Source organism: Crassaminicella thermophila (assembly GCF_008152325.1).
GTDB classification, from domain to species: domain Bacteria; phylum Bacillota; class Clostridia; order Peptostreptococcales; family Thermotaleaceae; genus Crassaminicella_A; species Crassaminicella_A thermophila.
In genome coordinates, this window is the sequence record NZ_CP042243.1 from 2,326,162 (window position 1) to 2,347,707 (window position 21,546).

The window sequence follows — 21,546 nt, forward strand, 5'->3', positions numbered from 1 at the left end:
CTCCCTATGACCCGTAGGGCTTTAGTGTTATCATACAGGCAGGTCTTCTGACTTAAGGTTCATCGTCCTTTACTTCCTTCCCAGTTTCCCAGTGGACATTTGTAAGGACTTCCCTATTACAGCGGCGGGACCGTGCAGGATTCTCACCTGCTTCCCTTTTCACCAATTCTATATAATTGGCACCTGTAGACATTAATATTTACTTTTCTTTACATATTATAGCATATGCCATATGAAATTTGTAACAAAATTTCCTTTTTTGTTCTATAATAAATATTATTACCAGTAAATCATCCTTTTCATAAAGCAAATGATTTATGCTGTTATATACTTAATCAGTAATTTTATAGTTTCTTCTATTGCTTTTATATGGGTTCTTTCATAATGATGTGTAGCATCTACTCCAGGGCCAATGCATGCAAAATTCACATCAAATCCTTGAAGGACACTTACACTAGCATCTGAGCCATATCGAAAATAAACATCTACTACATAATCTATATTATTCAACTTGCAGATATCAACAAGTTTTTTTCTAAATCCAAAATCATATGGCGTACGACTATCCCTTGCACATATTGTAACCTTTGTTTCATCTGACTGTTGATTTGGTGCAACAAGCCCAATATCAAGAGCCAAAAATTCCTTTGTTTTCTCTGGTATATAGGATATACCGTGTCCTGTTTCCTCATAATTGCTTATGTAAAAATGAGTTGTATATTTAGGCTCTACATTGTGATCTTTTAAATATTTTACCAAACCAAAAACAATAGCTACACAAACCTTATCATCAAGGAACCTTGATTTAATAAAGCCTCTTTGAGTTATAACTGTTCTTGGCTCAAAATAAACAAAATCACCAACATTGATTCCTAAATTTAATACATCCTCCTTATTCTTAACAAATTCATCTATACGAATTTCCATATTCTCATCCGTTCTAAGGGTTTCTCTAACTTCCTCAGAGTAAACATGAATAGAAGCCTTTTCTGGTAAAAGACTACCTGTATATGTTTCTCCTTTTAAGGTCTTAATTATTACATTTTCTCCTTCAAAGGCAGTCCATGCAAACCCACCGATTGGAAGTATTTTCAATCTACCATTTTGCTTAATTTCTCTTACAATTGCCCCTAAAGTATCTATGTGAACAGCAATTGTTTTTTGATTTTCATTATCTTCCCCTTCTATTGTCGCAATCAAAGCTTTTTTATTGGTCATTCTAGTAGAAACGCCAAGCTTTTCAAATTCTCTTTTTACATAATCCATAGCCTTGTCTGTGTCTCCACTAGGACTAGGAATTTCAAGTATTCTAAGCATTGTCTCTTTCATATATGCCATATCAATATTCATGGATATTTCCTCCCTCTATATCAATAACTTTATTTAATAAGATAATTTCTTAGCAAAATGACATGCTACATATCTGCCCATTTCAATTTCCCTTAATTCAGGGGTTTGTTGCTTACATATATCTTTACGGTATCTGCATCTTCCATAAAATCTACATCCATTAGGCGGATTAATAGGACTTGGCACATCTCCTTCAAGAATAATTCTTTTTCTTTTTACATCAACCCTTGGAATAGGAATAGCAGATAATAAAGCTTGTGTATATGGATGCAGCGGATCTACAAACATCGTTTTATAATCAGAAAGCTCAACAATCTTTCCTAAATACATTACTGCAATTCGATCACTAACATGCTTTACAACACTTAAATTGTGCGCAATAAAAAGATATGTAAGTCCAAATTCTCTTTGCAGATTCTTCATAAGGTTTAATATTTGTGCTTGTATACACACATCTAATGCTGATACAGGCTCATCCTGTACGATAAATTCAGGATTAAGGGCTAATGCTCTTGCAATTCCAACTCTTTGACGTCTTCCTCCATCTAGCTCGTGTGGATAAGCATTTACAAGTCTTTCTGCTAACCCTACAATTTCCATAAGTTCTTTTATTCTTTTGTTCATATCTACACTATTACTATATACTTTATTTACATAAAGTGGTTCCGCAATAATTTCTGATATGGTGAGTCTTGGATTTAAACATGAATAGGGATCCTGAAAAACAATTTGTGCATTTTTTCGAAAATTTCTCATTTTTTTATTGTTAAATTTTAATATATTTTCTCCTTTGAAGATCACTTCTCCACTCGTTGCTTCAAGTAAGCGGATTAATACTCTTCCAGTAGTAGATTTCCCACATCCTGACTCACCAACTAATCCTAAAGTTTCACCTTTATTGATAAAAAAATCTACATCATCTACCGCATGAAGCATTCCTTCTTTTGTTTTAAAATACTTTTTTAACCCCTTTACTTCTATTAGTTTTTCCCCTACGTTTACCATTTTTTATCCCCCTAACTTTATCCTTCATATAAAAAACATGCAACAAAATGTCCTGGTGTTACTTCATGCATTTTAGGTTTATGAACAAAACATTTCTCAGAAGCGTTCGGACATCTTGGATGAAAGGTACATCCAGATGGGAGATTCATCGGATCTGGCGTTAAGCCTTTTATCACTTTTAATTCTTCCTGTTCCTCTTCTAAATCTGGAATAGAATCAAAAAGTCCTAAAGTATATGGATGTTTTGGATTTAAATATAAGCTGTTTTTATCTGCATACTCTACAATATTTCCAGCATACATAATGGCAACTTTATCGCAAATTTCTGCCACTACCCCCAAATCATGGGTAATCATAATCATAGAAGTATCATATTCCTTCTTTAATGCTTTCATCAATTCTAATACCTGTGCCTGTATAGTTACATCTAATGCAGTTGTTGGTTCATCCGCAATAATTAATGAAGGGTTACAAGCAAGAGCTATTGCTATAACTACCCTTTGTTTCATCCCTCCACTAAACTGATGAGGATAATCATTGATTCTTTCTTTTCGAATTCCTACCTTTTCAAGCATAATTTCTGCTTTTTTCATAGCTTCATTCTTTGTTACATTTTGATGGAGCTCTATCATTTCAGCAATTTGTTTTCCCACTGTAATGACAGGATTTAGGGATGTCATAGGATCTTGAAAAATCATTGCAATTTTATCTCCTAATATATTCCTCATTTCTTCTTGCGATTTTTTTAATAAATCTTCTCCTTCAAAGAATATCTCTCCACTAACAATTTCCCCTGGTGGATTAGGAACTAACTGCATGATTCCTAAAGCAGTAGTAGTCTTTCCAGCTCCTGTTTCTCCTACAAAACCAAGTGTTTCTCCTTTTCCTAATTGTAAGTTTAAATTTTCAACTGCATGAACAATTCCATTATCTGTTTTATAGTGAATTGTTAGATTTTTAATATCTAACAATTTATCTGTATTGCTCATTTTATCACACTCCTAAGTATAAACTAATTTTTCAACTTCGGATCTAAAGCATCTCTTAAACCGTCTCCTAGAAAGTTTAATGCTAGTATTGTAATCATAATAGCTAACCCTGGGAACAATGTCATATAAGCATAATCCCTAATATAGCCTCTTCCTCCAGATAGCATAGCTCCCCATTCAGGCGTTGGAGGTTGAATCCCTAAACCGATAAAACTAAGTCCAGCAGCAGTCAATATTGCAAAAGCAACCCCTAGTGTAGCTTGTACAATAATAGGCGCTAAGCAGTTTGGTAATATATGCTTAAATATGATCCGTATATCGCTAGAACCCACAGACCTTGCTGCTTCAATAAACTCTTGTTCTCTTATAGAAAGAACAGAAGCACGAACTAATCTTGCATACTGTGGTATAGAAGATATTCCTACAGCAATCATTAAATTGATAAGCCCTGGTCCTAAAGAAGCAGCAATAGAAATAGCCAAAAGAATTTGAGGAATAGAAAGCAAAACATCCATACACCTCATAATAAAATTATCTACCATTCCACCATAATAGCCTGCTATAGCCCCTAAAAAACCTCCTATAACTACAGAAATACTCACTGCAATAAACCCTACTTCTAATGAAATCCTTGAACCATAGATAATTCTACTAAAAATATCTCTTCCAAATTCATCCGTTCCAAATAAATGCTTAAAAGATGGACTTTTAAAAGCATTACTAAGTTCTTGATCATCATATCCATAAGGTGCAATCACATCTGCAAAAATAGCTGTAAGTATTAATAAACAAACAATAAAAAGTCCAATCATAGCCATATGACTTTTTCTTAATCTCCTAATAACTTCCCAAAAATTGCTTTTTCTCTTTTTTATTACATTCTCTTGTTTTTGACTTTTAGCTTCTAAAGTTTTTGTACTCAATTTTTAATCCTCCTTTCCCTATCTATACTGAGCTCTTATTCTTGGATCAACATATGCATATAATAAATCAACCAATAAATTTACCACACTAAAAGCAATCGCTATATATAACACCCCTCCTTGGACAATTGGATAATCTCTCATTTTTATAGCCTCTACCATTAATCTTCCAACGCCAGGTACAGAAAAAATCACTTCAGTAAGTACTGCTCCTCCAAGTAAAATTCCAAACTGTATACCTGCAATAGTAATAACTGGAATAAGTGCATTTCCTAATGCATGTCTCAAAATAACCAGTCTCTCTTTTTGTCCTTTTGCTCTTACAGTTCTTATGTAATCTTGACGAATAACTTCTAACATACTTGAACGTGTCATACGTGTAATAATAGCTATTGACTGTGCTCCTAAGGTAAGTGCTGGCAAAATCATATGTTTGAAACTATAAAATCCTGAAGAAGGAAGCCAGCCAAGTTTTACAGCAAAAAATAATATAAGTAATAATCCTAACCAAAATACAGGCATAGATATTCCAATAAGAGCAAATACCATCACTACCGAATCAAATACAGAATACTGCTTTATAGCAGATATAATCCCAAAAGGTATACCAATAATAACTGCAATTACCATTGATAAGGATGCAAGTTTTAAAGTTGTTGGAAATACATTTAGTAGTTCTTGTGTTACTGGTCTTTTTGTTATATATGATCTTCCTAAATCATGCTTTATAGTTGCTTTATAAACATATCGTCCAAATTGCACAAAAAAAGGATCATTTAATCCCATCTCTTCCCTTAATTCATCTACAGCTTCTTGTGGTGCTTGTTCTCCAAGAACCATTCTAGCAGGATCTCCAGGTGTTAAATATAATAATGTAAAAACAATGAAGGCAACACCAATCAAAACAGGAATCAACAACAATACCCTTCGTGAAACATACTTTAACATTTATACCCCTCCTTTTAGCTATGCCAAAAATCTATACTAGATAAGAGCATAGTTTCCTATGCCCTTATCAAAAGTCATTATTGTTGATCTTCAAAATAAACATTATAAAGTTTGTGATATCCAAATGGACTTGGTGTAAATCCTTTTACATTCTTTCTCACACCTACGACTTGCTCTCCATTGTTTAAAAATACCCATGGAGATTTTTCTCTAATAAGCTTTTGAATTTCATAGTATACTTCTTGTCTTTCTTTAGAATCCTCTAATAGTCTTCCTTTTTCAATAAGTTCATCAACTTTTTCATCTCCAAAGAAAGTAAAGTTATTATTTCCTTTCATAGAAGAATGAAATGGACCATATAAAGCCATATCAGGATCTGGTGTTTGACAAGTCCATCCAACAATAAACATATCTTGTTGTTTTTGCTTTAGGCCCTCTAAATAAGCACTCCATTCAAGTACTTGTATCTCAACCTCAATACCGATTTGCTTTAATTGATTTTGAATAATTGTTGCCATATCAATTCTTTCTTTTTTATCATTTGTCCAAAGAACAGTCTTAAATCCATCTTTATATCCTGCTTCAGCTAAAAGTTTTTTTGCTTTCTCTACATCATAGTCAGGTTTTCCTAAGTTTGCATTATAATAATTTACATTTGGAGCAACAGGTCCTATAGCAACTCCGCCAACACCTCTAAATACAGATTTTACAATAGATTCTGTATCAAGTGCATAACTAATAGCTTGACGAACTCTTTCATCATCAAATGGTGCCTTTTCACAGTTAAATCCAAGATAGGTTGTTGAGTTATCTATTTTTCTCAAAAGCTTTAAATCAGGATTTTCCTCTACTCTACTTACATCATTTGGTGTAATAGAGTATGCAATATCTACCCCACCGCTTTCAAGCTCTATAGTTCTGTTTGTAGCCTCAGGAATTGCTCTAATTACTAATTCAGAAAACTTCGGTTTTTCTCCATAATAATCCTCATTTCTCTTTAAAACAATTTTGTCCCCTTTTGCCCAACTTACAAATTTGAAAGGACCTGTGCCAACTGGATTCATTCCATAATCATCTCCAGCTTCTTTTACTGCTTTTTCATTTAATATACTTCCTCCACCCACGTGAATTAAAGATGGCAAAAATGCTGTAGATGGTACTTTTGTTCTAATAATAATTGTATAATCATCTACAATTTCAAATCCATTCGGATCAATATCTCCAACAATATGTTTAATAGATCCTCCTTTTGCTAAAGCTCTTTCAAATGTAAACTTAACATCACTAGCTTTTAGCTCCTCTCCATTGTGAAACTTAACTCCTTTTCTTAAATAAAATTTATAAGTTTTATCATCTAATTTTTCAAACTTCTCAGCAAGCTGTGGAATAACTTGATTATTTTCATCTAAAGTAACTAAGTTTTCATAAATTTGCTGCATAACATTTGATGAAGCTACATCATTTGTTGCATGTGGATCTAAAGATTTTGCATCATAAGTAGTAGCCACCACTAAAGAATCTTTCACTTCTGCCGTAGCAGCCTCATTGCTAGATTGTCCACATCCAGAAAGTCCCGCTACTAAAAGCATAATCGTAAGGAACATAGCTAGTAGCTTATAATTTTTCTTAAACATTTCCCTTTCCCCCTTAAAAATTTCATTATATTTTTATAAAAACCCTAAACCCATTAAGTTTTCAGGTTTCAATCAATAGATTCCATATAAAAAATAAACAATCATCTTATATCCATTCATTTCTTCAATGAAATTATGTATATATTTGTAATTATTGTTATTTCTTGCAATGATGTAATATTCTATATTTTTTTACTTTTCCCTTCTTTTTAAAAATTTTTTATAAAAACAGTCTTTAATTTTTTAAATTTCTGTATAAAAATATCCCCTCTGATTATATACGTTTTATTCAATCATCAGAGGAGATATATCCATTCCATAACTATGTGATTATCCCGTATTTAGGTAATAATTCATGCTTTATATAAAATTTGTGCAGTGTCAATGCATCATGAAAATACTTCCAATCAGATTTATGAAAGTTTTCTTTTTTATCAAATATATTACGATCCTTATTAATAACTTTCACTGCTTCCTTAAACCATTCTCTATCATCGTATTGAATTTGTGCTTCAAATCCGAAGAAACCCGTTTTCAATTTTTCTTGCCAAAGTTTTATTCTCGATTCTATTTGCCTCTTTGCTAAAACAACCTGTCTCAAATTATCCTTAATGTCCTCCCATTTTTTTGCATCTTCATTATAAATTTCAGGTTTTATTTTTTTCACGTCATTTACCAAAAAATTATATATATGATAAATAGCATCAATCGTTCTTATTTGGTTATTTACCATTAGCTTTTCTTTCATATTATTTGCTCTATATTTCCAAATCAAATATGGCTCATCAGGATAAATATATGCTTGCCCATGCCCAATAGGTGGAATAAATTTAGCTCGAAACCATGTGATTTTTTCTGAATCGTTCTCTATATCATTTTGAAGTTCTATATCTTCTACATTATTATGCTTTTTTAATAGTCCATGAAAATTTTGATGAGACCATGTATCTGCATATACATGCAATGATATTCCAAGTCTATGAATTCCATATGGTTTATTTAATGTATGAAGAGTATCTTCTAACATCTCTTTAGCTGTTTTACTATTTTGCCTACACAATAATTTTTCGTAAAAATCTTCTCCTTCTATTCCAGGTAAAAAATGAAATGGTATAAATATATCATATCCAGTATTTTTACTAAAAACACCTAGGTCAAGAAATTTATGAGCAGACATCTGCTGCTGAAATCTTCCTCCACTACTAAATTCAAGTACATGATCATACTTTGCATCATCCGTATGCTGTGATGCATATGCAATCTTTTTACTAAATTTATCCTTCATCCCCGATAACCTACAAAGTGTATAAATAGCATAAAAATGAAAATCGATTCTCATAATAATCCCCCTTTAGATAAAAATCGATTCTATTATACTGCCTCCCCTCATTTTTCCCCTGTGTTATAATAGTTGTTATAGTATACAAAAAAATGATATAGTTAAATATCAAAACTTGCAGCATATTATAAAAAACTAAAGAGAAAAGAAAAAATATTAGCTGAAACTAGGATGTGAAGTAATGAATAAAATTATTGAATTTATTAATATGCAAATAGCTTTTTTTATGGGAGAAATAGATTATATTGAGTATTCTAAATTTTTCAGAAGAAAAGATAATATTATAATACAATTTACGATTCTTTTCATATTTCTTGTCGTAATGGGGACAATATATGATATTCCTATGTATATGATAATTTGGAGTACTATAATCATGATTTATGGCTTCTTAATGCAAACCAAAGCCACAACCTTAAAACAACAGATGCTTTATAGCTTTATTTGGGCTACCACTTCTTTTTTAATTAGCGTTATAATGCTATTTTTAGCAGTTGAAGTTTTTGGGTATTTCAAATAAAAACCAATCCACATAACATATTATATTCTATCATAATTATTTTAATCTCAACTTTCTCCACTTAACAATACAAATAATAGTACTAATAAAAAAGACAGTTGCAAATATATACCTAAAAATCGCAGATCCGCTTGTTGCTAGATAAACAGCAGTAGGCCCATCTGCTCCACCAATAATTCCAACTGAAGATGAACTATTTATATTTAGCTCAATTCCTGCCATTAATTTGATTATATATTCAATAATTAAATTAAATGTAATAAGTAGTACAGTCATTAAACCACTAAAAATCATTCCAAATTTATATATCCTTATTTTTGTCTTATGATTCATATTTCTTTTCCTCTTCCTTTCCTTAATTTATATTTTAAAGTATTCAGCTTTATATACCCACAATATTATACTAACATCACTACAGTATCTTGACACTATCTATGTTATAATATCTTTGTACTAAATGTGTATTTAAAGTATATTTAAGGAGATATATTATGAATTTCGAAAACAATTTTAACCGTAATCAGTGGATTGATTTTGTAAGAAACTTAAAACTTACACAGTATCATAAATTAAATACTTCAACCTTTGGATTAGCGGGTATATTAATCTTTATAGCAGTAACTTCAAACAAATTAGTAATTAATTTTCCAAAATATCAATCAAAAATAATAATTCTTACTTTATTTTATGCTACAATATACCATTTTTTGGATTTAGTAGTTTTTAAGGCTTTTAATTTTATTTTTCGTAGAAATACTATAATGGATATAGCAAAAAATAAGTTTACAGATCTAGATAAGCAATGTTACTTATTTGGTTATTTAACGGAAATATTATTTGCAGGATTAGCTCTAATTGCCAATATAATAATTTTTTATAATTCATCAACATATGACATTAACTCTTTCCCATACAAATATTTTTCAATTATTTATTTTATTTGTTTTTTAACTCGCTTAAGAATTTTGTATAATAATTACTTTAAAAAAAATATTGCTTTAATCAATAATCAGGTAAAAAAACGTATTAAAATTATTTTTTATATAGTATATGTTCCCTTTTTTCTTTATTTTCCTTATCCATTATATGTTTCACTTTCTCAAGTTTTTATACATAATAACCTATTATACGCAAACTATGAACTTTTTTTGTACGCAATATATATATTGCTTATATTAGGCTCTTTACAACTAATAGCACTACACATGTCAAATAGAATAAAATATTCATGGCTTGAAAATTTCGAAAAAGATATATTTATAAATAATTTAACTTCTGAACAAATAAAATATAGATTGAAAAATGAATTCTTAAATTCTATAAACATTGAATGGTTCTATTATAATACAAAAAATAATTGATTTTCAAATTTCTATAACCAAATATTATGCTCAATAACATAATCCCACTAGTTATCTTGGTGGGGTATTTAATATGCAATATTTAATGAAAAGCGTTACCTTTAGACTACAAAAACAAAAATGAGTCGAACATTTTCAAAACAAAAAACCGTTGAAAATCAACGGTTTTATTTTTGGCACGCCCTGAGGGACTCGAACCCCCGACGAACTGATTCGAAGTCAGCCACTCTATCCAACTGAGCTAAGGGCGCACGGTATTATTTTTTAAGCATTATTTATTATACACTATAACAGTTTATTTTTCAAGTTGATTCTTCACTCAGTATCAAAATACGTTCTATAATAAATGCTATGGAACCCACCTCGACATCTATCATACAACCAAAAATAAACTCTAAATCAGTTATTCAAAACTAATTTAGAGTTTATTACTGGAGCGGATGATGGGAATCGAACCCACGCTACCAGCTTGGAAGGCTGGAGTTCTACCATTGAACTACATCCGCATATATATGGTGACCCATCCGCGGCTCGAACGCGGGACACCTTGATTAAAAGTCAAGTGCTCTACCAACTGAGCTAATGGGTCTTATTTGGCTGGGGTAGCAGGACTCGAACCTACGAATGCCAGAGTCAAAGTCTGGTGCCTTACCGACTTGGCGATACCCCAATATGTATGGGGTGGCTGATGGGATTCGAACCCACGAATGCAGGAGCCACAATCCTGTGTCTTAACCGCTTGACTACAGCCACCATAATGGCGGGTCCACAGGGATTCGAACCCCGGACACACGGCTTAGAAGGCCGTTGCTCTATCCAGCTGAGCTATGAACCCACATTGGAGCGGATGATGGGAATCGAACCCACGCTACCAGCTTGGAAGGCTGGAGTTCTACCATTGAACTACATCCGCATATTTTTTGTCTCAACAATATAATATGATAGCACACCTTTAAAAGCTTGTCAACTCTTTTTTTGTTTTTTGGTCGGGGTGGCAGGATTTGAACCCGCGGCCCTCTGGTCCCAAACCAGATGCGCTACCAAACTGCGCTACACCCCGTCCAACTGACAAAGAATAGTATAAAGGATACGACACATAAAATCAAAATCCATAATCCTTTTTTAATAAGCATTATATATCGTTTACATAAAATTTCTTTATTTTTTTACGTTTTTCTCTATATATCAATACGAAAGAATGACTTAGATAACTATTCGTTATCTATAATTATATTTCAATAATTTCACTTTTTATATTTTCTTCTTCAATCTCAATTATCCCATAAGAAGCCTTAGCTCCTCCCCGAGGTTTGCTAAGACTTCCTGGATTCATTATCAGTATATCATCATACTTCATATTTACAGGCATATGCGTATGCCCAAACAATGCAACATTGCAGCCTAATTCTAATGCCTTATAATAAAGTCTTGTTAAATTCAGTTTAACGCCATATTGATGCCCATGTGTCAAAAAAATCTTATGCTTGCCTAATTCTAATATTATTTCCTCTTCAACATTTTCTCTATCACAATTTCCTTTTACAGCTCTCACTTTTATATTCTTAAGCTTACCTAAATACAAAGCATCTTTATAATGATCCCCTAAATGAATCAACAAATCCATTTGATCAATTTTTTCTAAAATCTCTTTATCTAAATCTATCATTCCATGGGTATCACTCATAACCAAAATCTTCAAGTTTGATTCCTCCTACAATACTTCTCCTAGCTTTTCTTTTAATTTTTCTAAAGCTTTTGCTCTGTGACTTATTTTATTTTTTATTTCTGCTCCTAGTTCTGCAAAAGTTTTATTATATTTAGGCACAATAAATAATGGGTCATATCCAAATCCACTTTCTCCTCTTTTTTCAAATCCTATAAAACCTTCACATTCTCCTCTTACATGAATTTTTCTGCCATCTGGAAATGCTACAGAAATAACTGATACAAATCTAGCATTTCTTTTTTCCATAGGAATATCTTTTAGCATATCTAATAATTTTTTATTGTTTTTTTCATCTGTTGCATTTTCTCCTGAAAATCTTGCTGAATATACACCTGGTTTATTCCCTATGGCTTTAACTTCAAGTCCTGAATCATCAGCAATTGCAATATTTCCTGTTTCTTTCATTACAGCTACTGCTTTTTTCATAGAATTTTCTTCAAAGGTTTCTCCATCCTCTACAATCTCTAAATGTTCTAATCCCACTTCATCCATACTTTTAATCTCTAATGGAAAACCTTTAAGAATCTCTTTTATTTCTTCTAATTTATGTTTATTCTTTGATGCAATTACTACTTTATTCATCTGATTTCTCTCCTGTCTCTTCATTGATTGATTTGCCAATTAAATCTCCTACTTCACCTAGTACATCCTTTTGCATTTGTATTAATTCCATATTCCCTTTTTCGGCTAATTCTAATAGCCTTAGCAGTTCTTGTCTACTAAAAGGTGCTTCTTCACCTGTCCCTTGAATTTCTACAAATTCCTTTTTATCAGTCATTATTACATTCATATCTACTTTTGCATTTGAATCTTCTTGATAGCATAAATCTAGGATTGGATTGTTGTCTACCACACCAACACTTACAGCTGAAACATAATTTTTTACAGGCAAACTACTTATTTGCTTATTCTCATATAATTTATGTAATCCATCTACTAATGCTATAAAAGCACCTGTTATAGATGCTGTTCTCGTCCCTCCATCAGCTTGTATTACATCACAGTCTATCCATATAGTCCTTTCTCCTAAAGCGCTTAAATCAACTACTGAACGCAATGCTCTTCCAATCAATCTTTGTATTTCTTGAGTTCTTCCATCTACTTTCCCTCTACTTGATTCTCTTATCTTTCTTGTTTGAGTAGATCTTGGAAGCATTCCATACTCTGCTGTTATCCAACCAGTACCTTTCCCCTTTAAGAATGGGGGTACCTTATCCTCTATAGAAGCAGTACATATTACCTTTGTATTTCCCATTTCTATAAGTACAGAACCTTCTGCATAGGCTAAATAATCTTTTGTAATTTTTACTGGCCTTAACTCACTTTCTTTTCTGCCATCAAATCTAGTCATATTCCTCTTCCTCTCTTGGTAATTTACTTATAAATTATTTTACCACACAATTATATCGATTACACCTTTGATTATTTTATCCTTTCAAAACACTATTTATTTTAAAGATTTCTATAAGTTAAAAAACCAGTGGTTTTCCACTGGTTTATATTAATATTGATTTGCAAATGTCGGTATAGCAATAGGATCTTCTTTCTTTTCTTCTCCTATTTTTAGCTCTTTTCCATCAACAAATAGCTTAACGCCTACCACATTTGGATATTGCTCTTTTATCGTTAATCCAAATGATTTTGCTACACTATTTGCAGCAGTCTGATTATCTACAATGTCTAATATTTCTTCACTCAAATTAATACAAGCTACACTATCATTTACATCTACACTTACAACACGTGTTCCTTCTGGTATTTCACTATATAATCCAAGTCCTTTTGGTGGACCTTCAACTAAAGCATCTAATGCATCTAATACATTTACAGAAGAATCATTTTTCTCTATAGCCTTTGTAACAGGTACAAAATATGTCTCTAATCCATTTACCGTTCCTTCATAATATACAACAACCTTATTATCACTTGGTGTTTTACCTACATAATTAATATCTTTTCTTGTAACTGCATTTGCTATAGTTGTACCATACTGAAGTCTATTTTGAATTTTTCCATCCACCATAAATTGTACACGATCAATAGTTGGAAATTCTGTCAATGTATAAACAACTGCTTTTACTAATGCTTCTTCTTCTTCCTTACTAAAACAATTCAAAAAATCACTGGTAAAATCTACTTTACATAATCCTTCATGAATACTCATTCCTCGAATTTCTGTATTTGCTGGAATAACTGGTGATAAACCAAGCTCTGCAATATCTTGCCTATTTGCTGGATTATCAATCATTGCTCTTAATGCTGCTTTTGCTATTCCTCTTCCTTCTGTCCAAGGAATTTTCCTCATAACAGGTACCAAAAATCCTTTATCATCTTTATAATATAATACAGTATTTCTCAATCCATCATCCTGTTGTGTACCATCATTACTTTCAACAAGATTTGAAGCAGCCTTATCTTCATCTCCAAATAATCCCGTTACTAACTTAATAGGATTTGCACAGCCAACAAGGCTTATCATCATGCATAGTACTAGAATTAATACAACTACTCTATTCCTTTTCAATCCATTCCCCCCTAACAAATATCTTTATAAAATTATATTACTTAGGGAGGCATACTATGTCTATTTGTATTATTTTCTTTTCATTCTTTTTAAATAACCACCTTGAATATGCTTTGTATCCATTATAGTAACAAATGCATTTTTATCGAAATTATCTAATAAACTATGAAATTTGGGAAGCATATTCCTTTGTAGCGCTATATGCAATATATTTCTAATCCCATCTTTTCCATATCCTTGCACTACTGTAACCCCAAATCCTTCACTTCTTAGTAATTCCACCAAATCATCTTCATTTTCCTTTGTAATTACTTGTGCCGTTACATTTCCAATTGCCATTTTTTGTTCTAAGAATATACCTACAATCTGTCCTGTTCCAAATCCTAATGCATAAGCAATTAAATTCCCTATATTATTTAATTGCCCCATAATCCTTGTAAGCACTGTAATATATATAAATACTTCTAAAACTCCCAAAGCTGCAGCTTGAAACTTCTTCCCTCTAACCATTAAAATTGTACGAACTACACTAATTGATACATCCATAATCCTTGAACAGAAAATTAATAAATAACCTAAAAAAAATTCCATTAATTCTCCCCCTTAAGCCTTTAATTTATTTCTAACCCATTATATCTCCCTTTTCATTTTTCGAAAAGCCTATTTACGAAAATTCGTATCTTTTTCCAAAATTTATACAAAATAAAATTTATGACTTAAAAATAAAAGCAAATAATTACAAAGCTTTAGCAAAGAAAACTTGATGAAGAATTTCAGAAAAATCCATAGGCTTAGCATAGACGCTAAGCCAGCATATAAATTTATTAACGGGCTCTTTCTTATCTTTCATCAAAATATCTTTTAATTCCATTAAATAATGCTTGTGCTGCTTTTTGTCTGTATGCTGGTGTAGCAGCTAATCTAGCTTCTCTAGGATTTGATAAGAATGCAACTTCTGCTATTACAGCAGGCATTTTAGTTTCTCTTATGACAACAAACTGTGGTTTGTTTTGAATCTTTCTATCATTAGCTTTTAAACCTTTTACCATTTCTTCTTGTATCATTGTTGCAAATCTTTTACAATCCCTTACTGGATCATCTGCATATAAAGTTTCTACACCTGATACCCTTTTATTGTCCACATAATTATAATGAACACTTACAAAAGCATCTGCATTCAAACCATTAGCTATTTCTGGTCTTTCGTACAATCCAACATATGTATCATCATCTCTTGTTATAAAAGTATCAAATCCAGCTTCTTCTAATAATTCTTTTAGTCTCATTGCTGTATCTAAGGCTAAATCTTTTTCGAGTAGTTTTAGTTCTTTATTACTTGTACCAGGATCTTTTCCTCCATGTCCTGGATCTATTACAATTAATTTTTTAGTATACTTAGAAGGTCCAATTTTTCTATTTTGAAGTCTTATAATAATTTCATCTGTAATTATTCCATTTGCTTCAATGCTATAATCTGTTCCATCTGTAAGTTTTATTGTTATGTAGTAATATATATCATCTATTTCATCTTCAATATTTATGGCTTTTACCATATTATCATCAATATTTAATTCTGTACTTGTTAATTCTATTTTATCTTTTGGCACTTTTAATACAATAGCATTGCTAACAGGAGCATAATCTATATAATATTCCCCTTGATCGTGTAATGATAATTTTAACCTTGATTGATTAATATCTTCTTTTTGATAGTCTAATTCCTGCATTGGCTTGTCATTTATATAAACTAAAATATCTGTTCCTTCATGATCAACAAATATATTTTCAAAGCTTTGTCCTTCTTCTAAATCAAGTACAACACGAACAATCTTATCATCCTTATCATAATTAGCATCTGGAGCAAATTGTGCTGTTCTAATTTTTTTTATTCCCTGCTTGCCAACAAATATTTCATTCTTATTAAACTTTAATTTAGCATTTAATACATCTACAACTACTTTATTCCCAAAATCCATAATATTATATACAGGAGATTCTTCTGTATGAATAACAACTGCATTCACATGATTTCTTTCTTCTAGTTTTATATTTCTTACATTATTTAAAAAGGCTACACTAAGTTCATTGCTTTCCTCATCAAAAGACACATCATATCCTTTTGGCTTGTTTAAATCCAATACAATTCTGCTTACTTTCCTAGGCTTTGTCTCAAATAAAGATCCTCTAATTGTTTTAATACCATCCATATTCACTTCTTTCTTAAAAAGGCCATTGTTTTCTTCAAAATATGAATCTTTTATATTGATATTAGTATTTGGAATATCAATAATCAAACGATCATTTCCTCCAAATTTACTTCCTGGCAAATACATTGTTGTAAAATTTACTGCTCCTGTGGTTTTAATAATCATCTTCGAAATATTTCCTGTATTTTCATATGCAATATTAGTTATATATTGCTCAGGTAAATCAACCATAGCAGTAGTCGTTTCTTGTTTCCAATTTACATCCATTCCAAGCTGCTCTGCTATGAATCTTAAAGGCACCATTGTTCTATAATTCCCTTGATATCCTAATAATTTTGCAGGAACATTATTAGGAAGTTTATACTTTTTTCCATTTACAATAGCTATTGCACTATCAATTTTTAATATTATCTTCTTTTCTTTAGCAACAATAGTAGCTTCACGTCTTTCTTGATTCCATTCTATATTAGCACCTAAACCCTCTACTACAAATCTTATTGGAACTAAAGTACGGCTCTTATTATTTATAGTATAAAGAACAGGTGGTACATCAGTATATACATCTTTTCCACCCATTAAAAGATTTACACGATGGACTTTTTGCACTTTAGCAGATATACCATCCTTAATTTCTATAATACTTTGTTCTGCTTCTAATCCAAAAATAGTACTGCTCATTCCAAAAAATATACATATTACAAATATAATAGCTAACAAACGTTTCATAATTTTCCTCCTAATATAATAACTTTCCTGCTATTACAAACATATTTTTTATGAAATATACATAAATATTACATTTTCGACAACTTTATCCTACATACATTTATATCATCTTAATAAAACTTACGTCAACTTCCTTCTCTTAATTGTAACTTATATGTAATAAAAGAGAGATGCTAAATTTTTAGCATCTCTCTTTTATTACTTTAACAAAACTTCATCAAAATATCTTTTAATACCATCAAACAAAGCCTTTGCACATTTTTGTCTATATTCTTGTGTAGCTACTTTTGCTTCTTCTGTAGGATTTGATATAAACGCCATTTCTGCTAATATTGCTGGCATTTTTGTCTCTCTTATTACAACTAGCTTAGGTCTATGAACAATCCCTCTATCTACTGCATTCAATTCTTTTACCATTTCATTTTTTACAATTCTTGCAAAAGTTTTATTATCTCGTGTTGGATCATCTCCATTATAAAGAACTTGTACACCACTCACTTTTTTATTCGGGTGCCAGTTGTAATGTATGCTTACAAATGCATCTGCATTTAATTCATTTGCCATAGAAGGTCTTTCATACAATCCAATATAAGTATCATCTTCTCTTGTCATGAATGTATTAAATCCAGCTTCCTCTAACAGTTTATTTAATCTTATTGCTGTATCTAAAGCTAATTCCTTTTCTTGTAAATTTAACCTACTACTATGGGCTCCAGGGTCCTTCCCTCCATGACCTGCATCAATTACAACCATTTTTCCTTTATACTTAGAATTTTTAATTTTTTTATTTTCAAATTTTATTATAATTTCATCTGTCACACTATATTTTGTCTTATCAACATAATCTGTTCCATCTTTTAATTTTATATTTATATAATAATAATCACTATCTTTGTCATCAATATCTATTTTCTCTATCATATTGTCATTCATATTTAGCTGAGCATTTGCTAATTCTATTTTATCCTTTGGAACTTTTAAAATAATTAAATTACTATTATCAACATAATCTATATTATACTTTCCCTCTTTTTCTAAAGATATTTTCAGCGTTGAACTATTAATCGTTTCTTTTTTATAATTAAATCCTTGTAACGGTTTATCATTTACATAAACAAGAATATCCATTCCTTCATGATCAACAAATACATTTTTAAAACTTTGTCCTTCTTCTAAATCTAGTACAACACGAACAATCTTATCATCCTTATCATAATTTTGATCTGGCTTAAATTGAGCTGTTCTAATCCTTTTAATTCCGTTTTTTCCAACAGAAATCTTGTTATTATTAAATTTTAATTTTGAATTTAATACATCAACTACAACTCTATCCCCTAAATCCATAACATTATATACAGGAACTTCATCAGTCTGAATAACAACAGCCTCTGCATTATTTCTTTCCTCTAATTTTATATTTTTTACAGTATTTAAAAAATCCACTTTAATTTTATTGCTATCTTTGTCAAAAGAAATATCATATCCTCTTGGCATAGCTAAATCAATTACAATTCTAGTTACATTTCTAGGGGTTGTTTCAAAATTAGAAGCTCTAATAGCCATAATACCATTATCATATACTTTTTTCCTTATACCTTTCCCATCTTTTATAAAAGATGAGTCATTAATTTTTAAATCAGCATTTGGTATATCTAAAATCAAACGGTCGTTTCCTCCAAATTTACTTCCTGGAAGATACATAGATGAAATATTTACATTTCCTGTAGTCTCTATAATTACTTGAGGAATACTCTTATATTTACTACATTCAATAGCTGTTATAGATTGTTTTTGGTAAATCCACTATTGCTGTAGTAGTTTCTTGCTTCCAGTTTACATCCATTCCAAGCTGCTCTGCTATGAATCTTAAAGGCACCATTGTTCTATAATTTCCTTGATATCCTAATAATTTTGCAGGAACACCATTTGGAAGTTTGTACTCTTTACCATTTACAGTAGCTATATCACAATCAATCTTTAGCACAATCTTCTTTTTATCCGTAAGAATTGTAGCTTCTTTTTTCTGTTGGTTCCATTCTATATTAGCACCTAAATTTTCAACAACAAATCTTATAGGTACTAAAGTACGGCTTTTGCCATCGATTGTATAAAGAAGTGACGGCACATCTGTATATACGTCTTTTCCACCCATCAAAAGATTGACACTAGGTACTTCTTTAGTATCTCCATTTGTTCCATCTGTAATTTCTACAGTGCTTCTTTCAAATTTTGCACCAAAGGCAGTAATACCCATTCCTATAATCATAATGCATACAAGTAAAATCGACAGTAACCGTTTCATTATTTGTCCCCCTAATTCCTTTTCTCATAGTTATGTAAATAAGTACTTTTTTCGACAGTTTCTTTCTTCTATCTTTATATCATTTTTATAAATCTTAAGCAATATAATAAACACAATTGTAATTGATATTTAATACTATCCATTAAATACCACAAAGTAATGTAGGCTCGTATATACGAGCCTACATTACTTTGTATAATTCATCACTTTCTGGAGGAGTGATTTCTATTTTTTCTATACCATCTACTAAGTATTTTCCTTTTTCTGTTATTTCCCCTATTGCAGCTGCTTTTACACCTTTCTCTTTAAGACTTTCTAGTAATATATTCTCCTTTTCTTTTGACACTGTCATAATCATACAGCCACTCGAAATGAGTTTAAATGGATCAATTTTAAAATATTTACAGATTTCTTCCGTTTCATGAGCAATATTTACTTTGTTCTTAAAAATAACTGCACCCACATTAGAAGCCTCACATAATTCCCATATTGCACCTAATAGCCCGCCTTCTGTTATATCATGCATACTGGTTACGCCAACTTGGCCAGCAACAACCCCTTCTGTTATGACACTCATATCTTCCATCATTTTTTTTGCATTATATACAATATCTTTTCCTAAATCTTTTATCAACTTTTCTTCAAAATCATGGGCAATTATAGAAGTGCCTTCTAATCCAACATTTTTTGTCATAATAATAATATCCCCTGGATTTGCTTTACTTTGAACTACTTTTTCTTTAAATTGTCTTCCTATGGCTGTGGAAGAAACAATAACTTTATTTACAGCAGAAGTAATCTCCGTATGTCCACCAATGATTTCTACATTTAACTTCTCAGCTTCCTCACCTGCCTGCCTCATAATTTGCTCAATTTCTTCTGCCGTCGTCCCTTCTGGGGCCATAATTGTTAGCATAAGTCCTAGAGGTTCTACACCATTCGATGCAATATCATTGCATGATATATGTACAGCAAGTCTTCCTACTTCATTTGCAGCTCCTGTAATTGGATCAGTTGATAATACACATGCGTATTCACCAAAATCTAGCACTGCACAATCCTCACCAATTCCTGGTCTTACAATAACTTCCTCTCTATGATTTTTTATATGCTCAAAAACAATATTTCTTAACAGCTCACTATCTAATTTTCCCACCTTCATCATAAATCCCCCTCATTTCACAACTCTTTCTTTTCTATATTAATTATACATTAATTCTTTCTAAATAGATAAGCAACATCAACCTCTACAAGAACAAAATATTTTTTTCCATTCCTCTACATTTAACATTCTATGATCTGAAACAATATACTTAATTTCTATATCCTCTGGTGCAATAGTATGATTTATAAGCACTTCTGCATCATAGCCATCTATTTTATCCATTCTTACCTTTAAATTTTCTTCAAAGCTTAATGATGTTTCCCAATATTTTTTCAGCAGCATCTTTCCCTCTTTTTTTAGATAATCTTTGCATTCGTAAAATTCTTCAACATTTTGCAGCATGTATGGTTCATATATTTGATTTGCATAATTTTCATTTGCTACCCAACACCTCTTTGGATCTATTTTAATAGAAAGAACTGCACTATGAGAGTGAAACTTATGATTTTTAGGGTAGTTTATACTTGCAAAAATTGATTTACTTCTTATTACCCAGCTTGGTATCCAATCAGGTTTTTGTGCATCTATCAATTGATGAAATCCATCATATTTTGTTTTATAAGTCACTTTATCATCAAAAGCAATTCCATATTTTAATGCTTTCTTTAAATCTGGTAAGCTAATAATATGATAAATAACACCTGTTTTTTCATAATCTTGAAAAATCATGCTATATACCTCCTATATAGTTTCTAGAAGACAATTTTATGGTATGAATTTTTTCTATATTCTATACTTATATACATTATTTTCAATACATGAATTTTATCTTATCTTCAGATACTATGAACAGGAGGCGATGAATCGGATGATAAACATTAACTGTT

General features: G+C 31.1%; 20 protein-coding genes, 8 tRNA genes and 1 riboswitch. Of the genes, 2 read left to right on the plus strand and 26 right to left on the minus strand.

What is annotated here, in order from left to right; all coding sequences use genetic code 11:
* Nucleotides 1–20: 20 nt before the first annotated feature.
* A riboswitch (cobalamin riboswitch) is annotated at nt 21–202 on the minus strand.
* 113 nt (nt 203–315) lie between these two features.
* From FQB35_RS11745 to FQB35_RS11775, 7 genes are all read right to left on the minus strand, one after another.
* Nucleotides 316–1,350, minus strand: a complete 1,035-nt coding sequence (locus FQB35_RS11745; protein ID WP_148810080.1) for a M42 family metallopeptidase — start codon at nt 1,348–1,350, stop codon at nt 316–318.
* 33 nt (nt 1,351–1,383) lie between these two features.
* Entirely contained in the window at nt 1,384–2,355 is a 972-nt protein-coding gene (locus FQB35_RS11750; protein WP_148810081.1) for an ABC transporter ATP-binding protein, read from the minus strand.
* Between the two features lie 17 nt (nt 2,356–2,372).
* Nucleotides 2,373–3,344 carry an ABC transporter ATP-binding protein gene (locus FQB35_RS11755; protein WP_148810082.1) on the minus strand — a complete coding sequence of 324 codons (972 nt, stop codon included), beginning with the start codon at nt 3,342–3,344 and terminating at the stop codon, nt 2,373–2,375.
* 23 nt (nt 3,345–3,367) lie between these two features.
* Nucleotides 3,368–4,267: a nickel transporter permease gene (nikC, locus tag FQB35_RS11760; protein WP_148810083.1), complete on the minus strand. Its 900-nt coding sequence runs from the start codon at nt 4,265–4,267 to the stop codon at nt 3,368–3,370.
* A gap of 18 nt (nt 4,268–4,285) precedes the next feature.
* Nucleotides 4,286–5,215 (minus strand): nickel ABC transporter permease, encoded by a 930-nt coding sequence (gene nikB / locus FQB35_RS11765; protein WP_148810084.1) that lies wholly within the window; start codon nt 5,213–5,215, stop codon nt 4,286–4,288.
* Between the two features lie 77 nt (nt 5,216–5,292).
* Entirely contained in the window at nt 5,293–6,849 is a 1,557-nt protein-coding gene (locus FQB35_RS11770; RefSeq protein ID WP_148810085.1) for an ABC transporter substrate-binding protein, read from the minus strand.
* Nucleotides 6,850–7,171: 322 nt separating this feature from the next.
* Nucleotides 7,172–8,188 (minus strand): DUF6765 family protein, encoded by a 1,017-nt coding sequence (locus FQB35_RS11775; protein WP_148810086.1) that lies wholly within the window; start codon nt 8,186–8,188, stop codon nt 7,172–7,174.
* Between the two features lie 181 nt (nt 8,189–8,369).
* Here FQB35_RS11775 and FQB35_RS11780 point away from each other — a divergent pair, with 181 nt between their 5' ends.
* A complete protein-coding gene (locus FQB35_RS11780) occupies nt 8,370–8,708 on the plus strand; it encodes a hypothetical protein (protein WP_148810087.1) in 339 nt (112 codons plus the stop codon).
* 36 nt (nt 8,709–8,744) lie between these two features.
* Here FQB35_RS11780 and FQB35_RS11785 read toward each other — a convergent pair whose 3' ends face one another.
* Entirely contained in the window at nt 8,745–9,041 is a 297-nt protein-coding gene (locus tag FQB35_RS11785) for a sodium ion-translocating decarboxylase subunit beta (RefSeq protein ID WP_148810088.1), read from the minus strand.
* Between the two features lie 158 nt (nt 9,042–9,199).
* On the opposite strand from FQB35_RS11785, the gene FQB35_RS11790 reads away from it, so the two are divergent.
* Complete coding sequence (locus FQB35_RS11790) at nt 9,200–10,069, plus strand: cell wall metabolism sensor histidine kinase WalK (protein ID WP_148810089.1); 870 nt, start codon at nt 9,200–9,202, stop codon at nt 10,067–10,069.
* Between the two features lie 174 nt (nt 10,070–10,243).
* Here the strand turns inward: FQB35_RS11790 and FQB35_RS11795 are convergent.
* The 18 genes from FQB35_RS11795 to FQB35_RS11880 all read right to left on the minus strand — a co-directional run bounded on the left by FQB35_RS11795 (nt 10,244) and on the right by FQB35_RS11880 (nt 21,388).
* Nucleotides 10,244–10,320 (minus strand) — tRNA-Arg (locus FQB35_RS11795).
* Nucleotides 10,321–10,501: 181 nt separating this feature from the next.
* Nucleotides 10,502–10,575, minus strand: a tRNA-Gly gene (locus FQB35_RS11800).
* 7 nt (nt 10,576–10,582) lie between these two features.
* Nucleotides 10,583–10,658, minus strand: a tRNA-Lys gene (locus FQB35_RS11805).
* Between the two features lie 5 nt (nt 10,659–10,663).
* Nucleotides 10,664–10,739 (minus strand) — tRNA-Gln (locus FQB35_RS11810).
* A 7-nt stretch (nt 10,740–10,746) separates the two neighbouring features.
* Nucleotides 10,747–10,822, minus strand: a tRNA-His gene (locus FQB35_RS11815).
* Between the two features lie 5 nt (nt 10,823–10,827).
* A tRNA-Arg gene (locus FQB35_RS11820) sits at nt 10,828–10,904 on the minus strand.
* Nucleotides 10,905–10,908: 4 nt separating this feature from the next.
* A tRNA-Gly gene (locus FQB35_RS11825) sits at nt 10,909–10,982 on the minus strand.
* A 70-nt stretch (nt 10,983–11,052) separates the two neighbouring features.
* Nucleotides 11,053–11,129: transfer RNA gene (locus FQB35_RS11830), tRNA-Pro, on the minus strand.
* A gap of 168 nt (nt 11,130–11,297) precedes the next feature.
* The gene (locus tag FQB35_RS11835) at nt 11,298–11,768 is read right to left on the minus strand and encodes a metallophosphoesterase family protein (protein ID WP_148810090.1); all 471 of its coding nucleotides are present in this window, start codon (nt 11,766–11,768) and stop codon (nt 11,298–11,300) included.
* A gap of 12 nt (nt 11,769–11,780) precedes the next feature.
* Complete coding sequence (locus FQB35_RS11840; protein ID WP_148810091.1) at nt 11,781–12,377, minus strand: XTP/dITP diphosphatase; 597 nt, start codon at nt 12,375–12,377, stop codon at nt 11,781–11,783.
* Nucleotides 12,370–13,146, minus strand: coding sequence for a ribonuclease PH (gene rph / locus FQB35_RS11845; RefSeq protein ID WP_148810092.1), 777 nt, complete (start codon nt 13,144–13,146; stop codon nt 12,370–12,372). Before rph ends, FQB35_RS11840 begins: the two co-directional genes overlap by 8 nt.
* 150 nt (nt 13,147–13,296) lie before the next feature.
* Nucleotides 13,297–14,319 carry a GerMN domain-containing protein gene (locus tag FQB35_RS11850; RefSeq protein WP_148810093.1) on the minus strand — a complete coding sequence of 341 codons (1,023 nt, stop codon included), beginning with the start codon at nt 14,317–14,319 and terminating at the stop codon, nt 13,297–13,299.
* A 69-nt stretch (nt 14,320–14,388) separates the two neighbouring features.
* Nucleotides 14,389–14,910 carry a DUF2179 domain-containing protein gene (locus tag FQB35_RS11855; RefSeq protein WP_148810094.1) on the minus strand — a complete coding sequence of 174 codons (522 nt, stop codon included), beginning with the start codon at nt 14,908–14,910 and terminating at the stop codon, nt 14,389–14,391.
* Nucleotides 14,911–15,158: 248 nt separating this feature from the next.
* Nucleotides 15,159–17,252 (minus strand): N-acetylmuramoyl-L-alanine amidase, encoded by a 2,094-nt coding sequence (locus FQB35_RS11860; protein ID WP_148810095.1) that lies wholly within the window; start codon nt 17,250–17,252, stop codon nt 15,159–15,161.
* 198 nt (nt 17,253–17,450) lie between these two features.
* Nucleotides 17,451–19,052 carry an N-acetylmuramoyl-L-alanine amidase gene (locus tag FQB35_RS11865; protein ID WP_333473067.1) on the minus strand — a complete coding sequence of 534 codons (1,602 nt, stop codon included), beginning with the start codon at nt 19,050–19,052 and terminating at the stop codon, nt 17,451–17,453.
* Complete coding sequence (locus tag FQB35_RS11870; protein ID WP_148810097.1) at nt 19,021–19,554, minus strand: stalk domain-containing protein; 534 nt, start codon at nt 19,552–19,554, stop codon at nt 19,021–19,023. Before FQB35_RS11870 ends, FQB35_RS11865 begins: the two co-directional genes overlap by 32 nt.
* A gap of 181 nt (nt 19,555–19,735) precedes the next feature.
* Nucleotides 19,736–20,716: an AIR synthase family protein gene (locus tag FQB35_RS11875; RefSeq protein WP_148810098.1), complete on the minus strand. Its 981-nt coding sequence runs from the start codon at nt 20,714–20,716 to the stop codon at nt 19,736–19,738.
* Nucleotides 20,717–20,794: 78 nt separating this feature from the next.
* Complete coding sequence (locus FQB35_RS11880; RefSeq protein ID WP_148810099.1) at nt 20,795–21,388, minus strand: hypothetical protein; 594 nt, start codon at nt 21,386–21,388, stop codon at nt 20,795–20,797.
* Nucleotides 21,389–21,546: the final 158 nt, after the last annotated feature.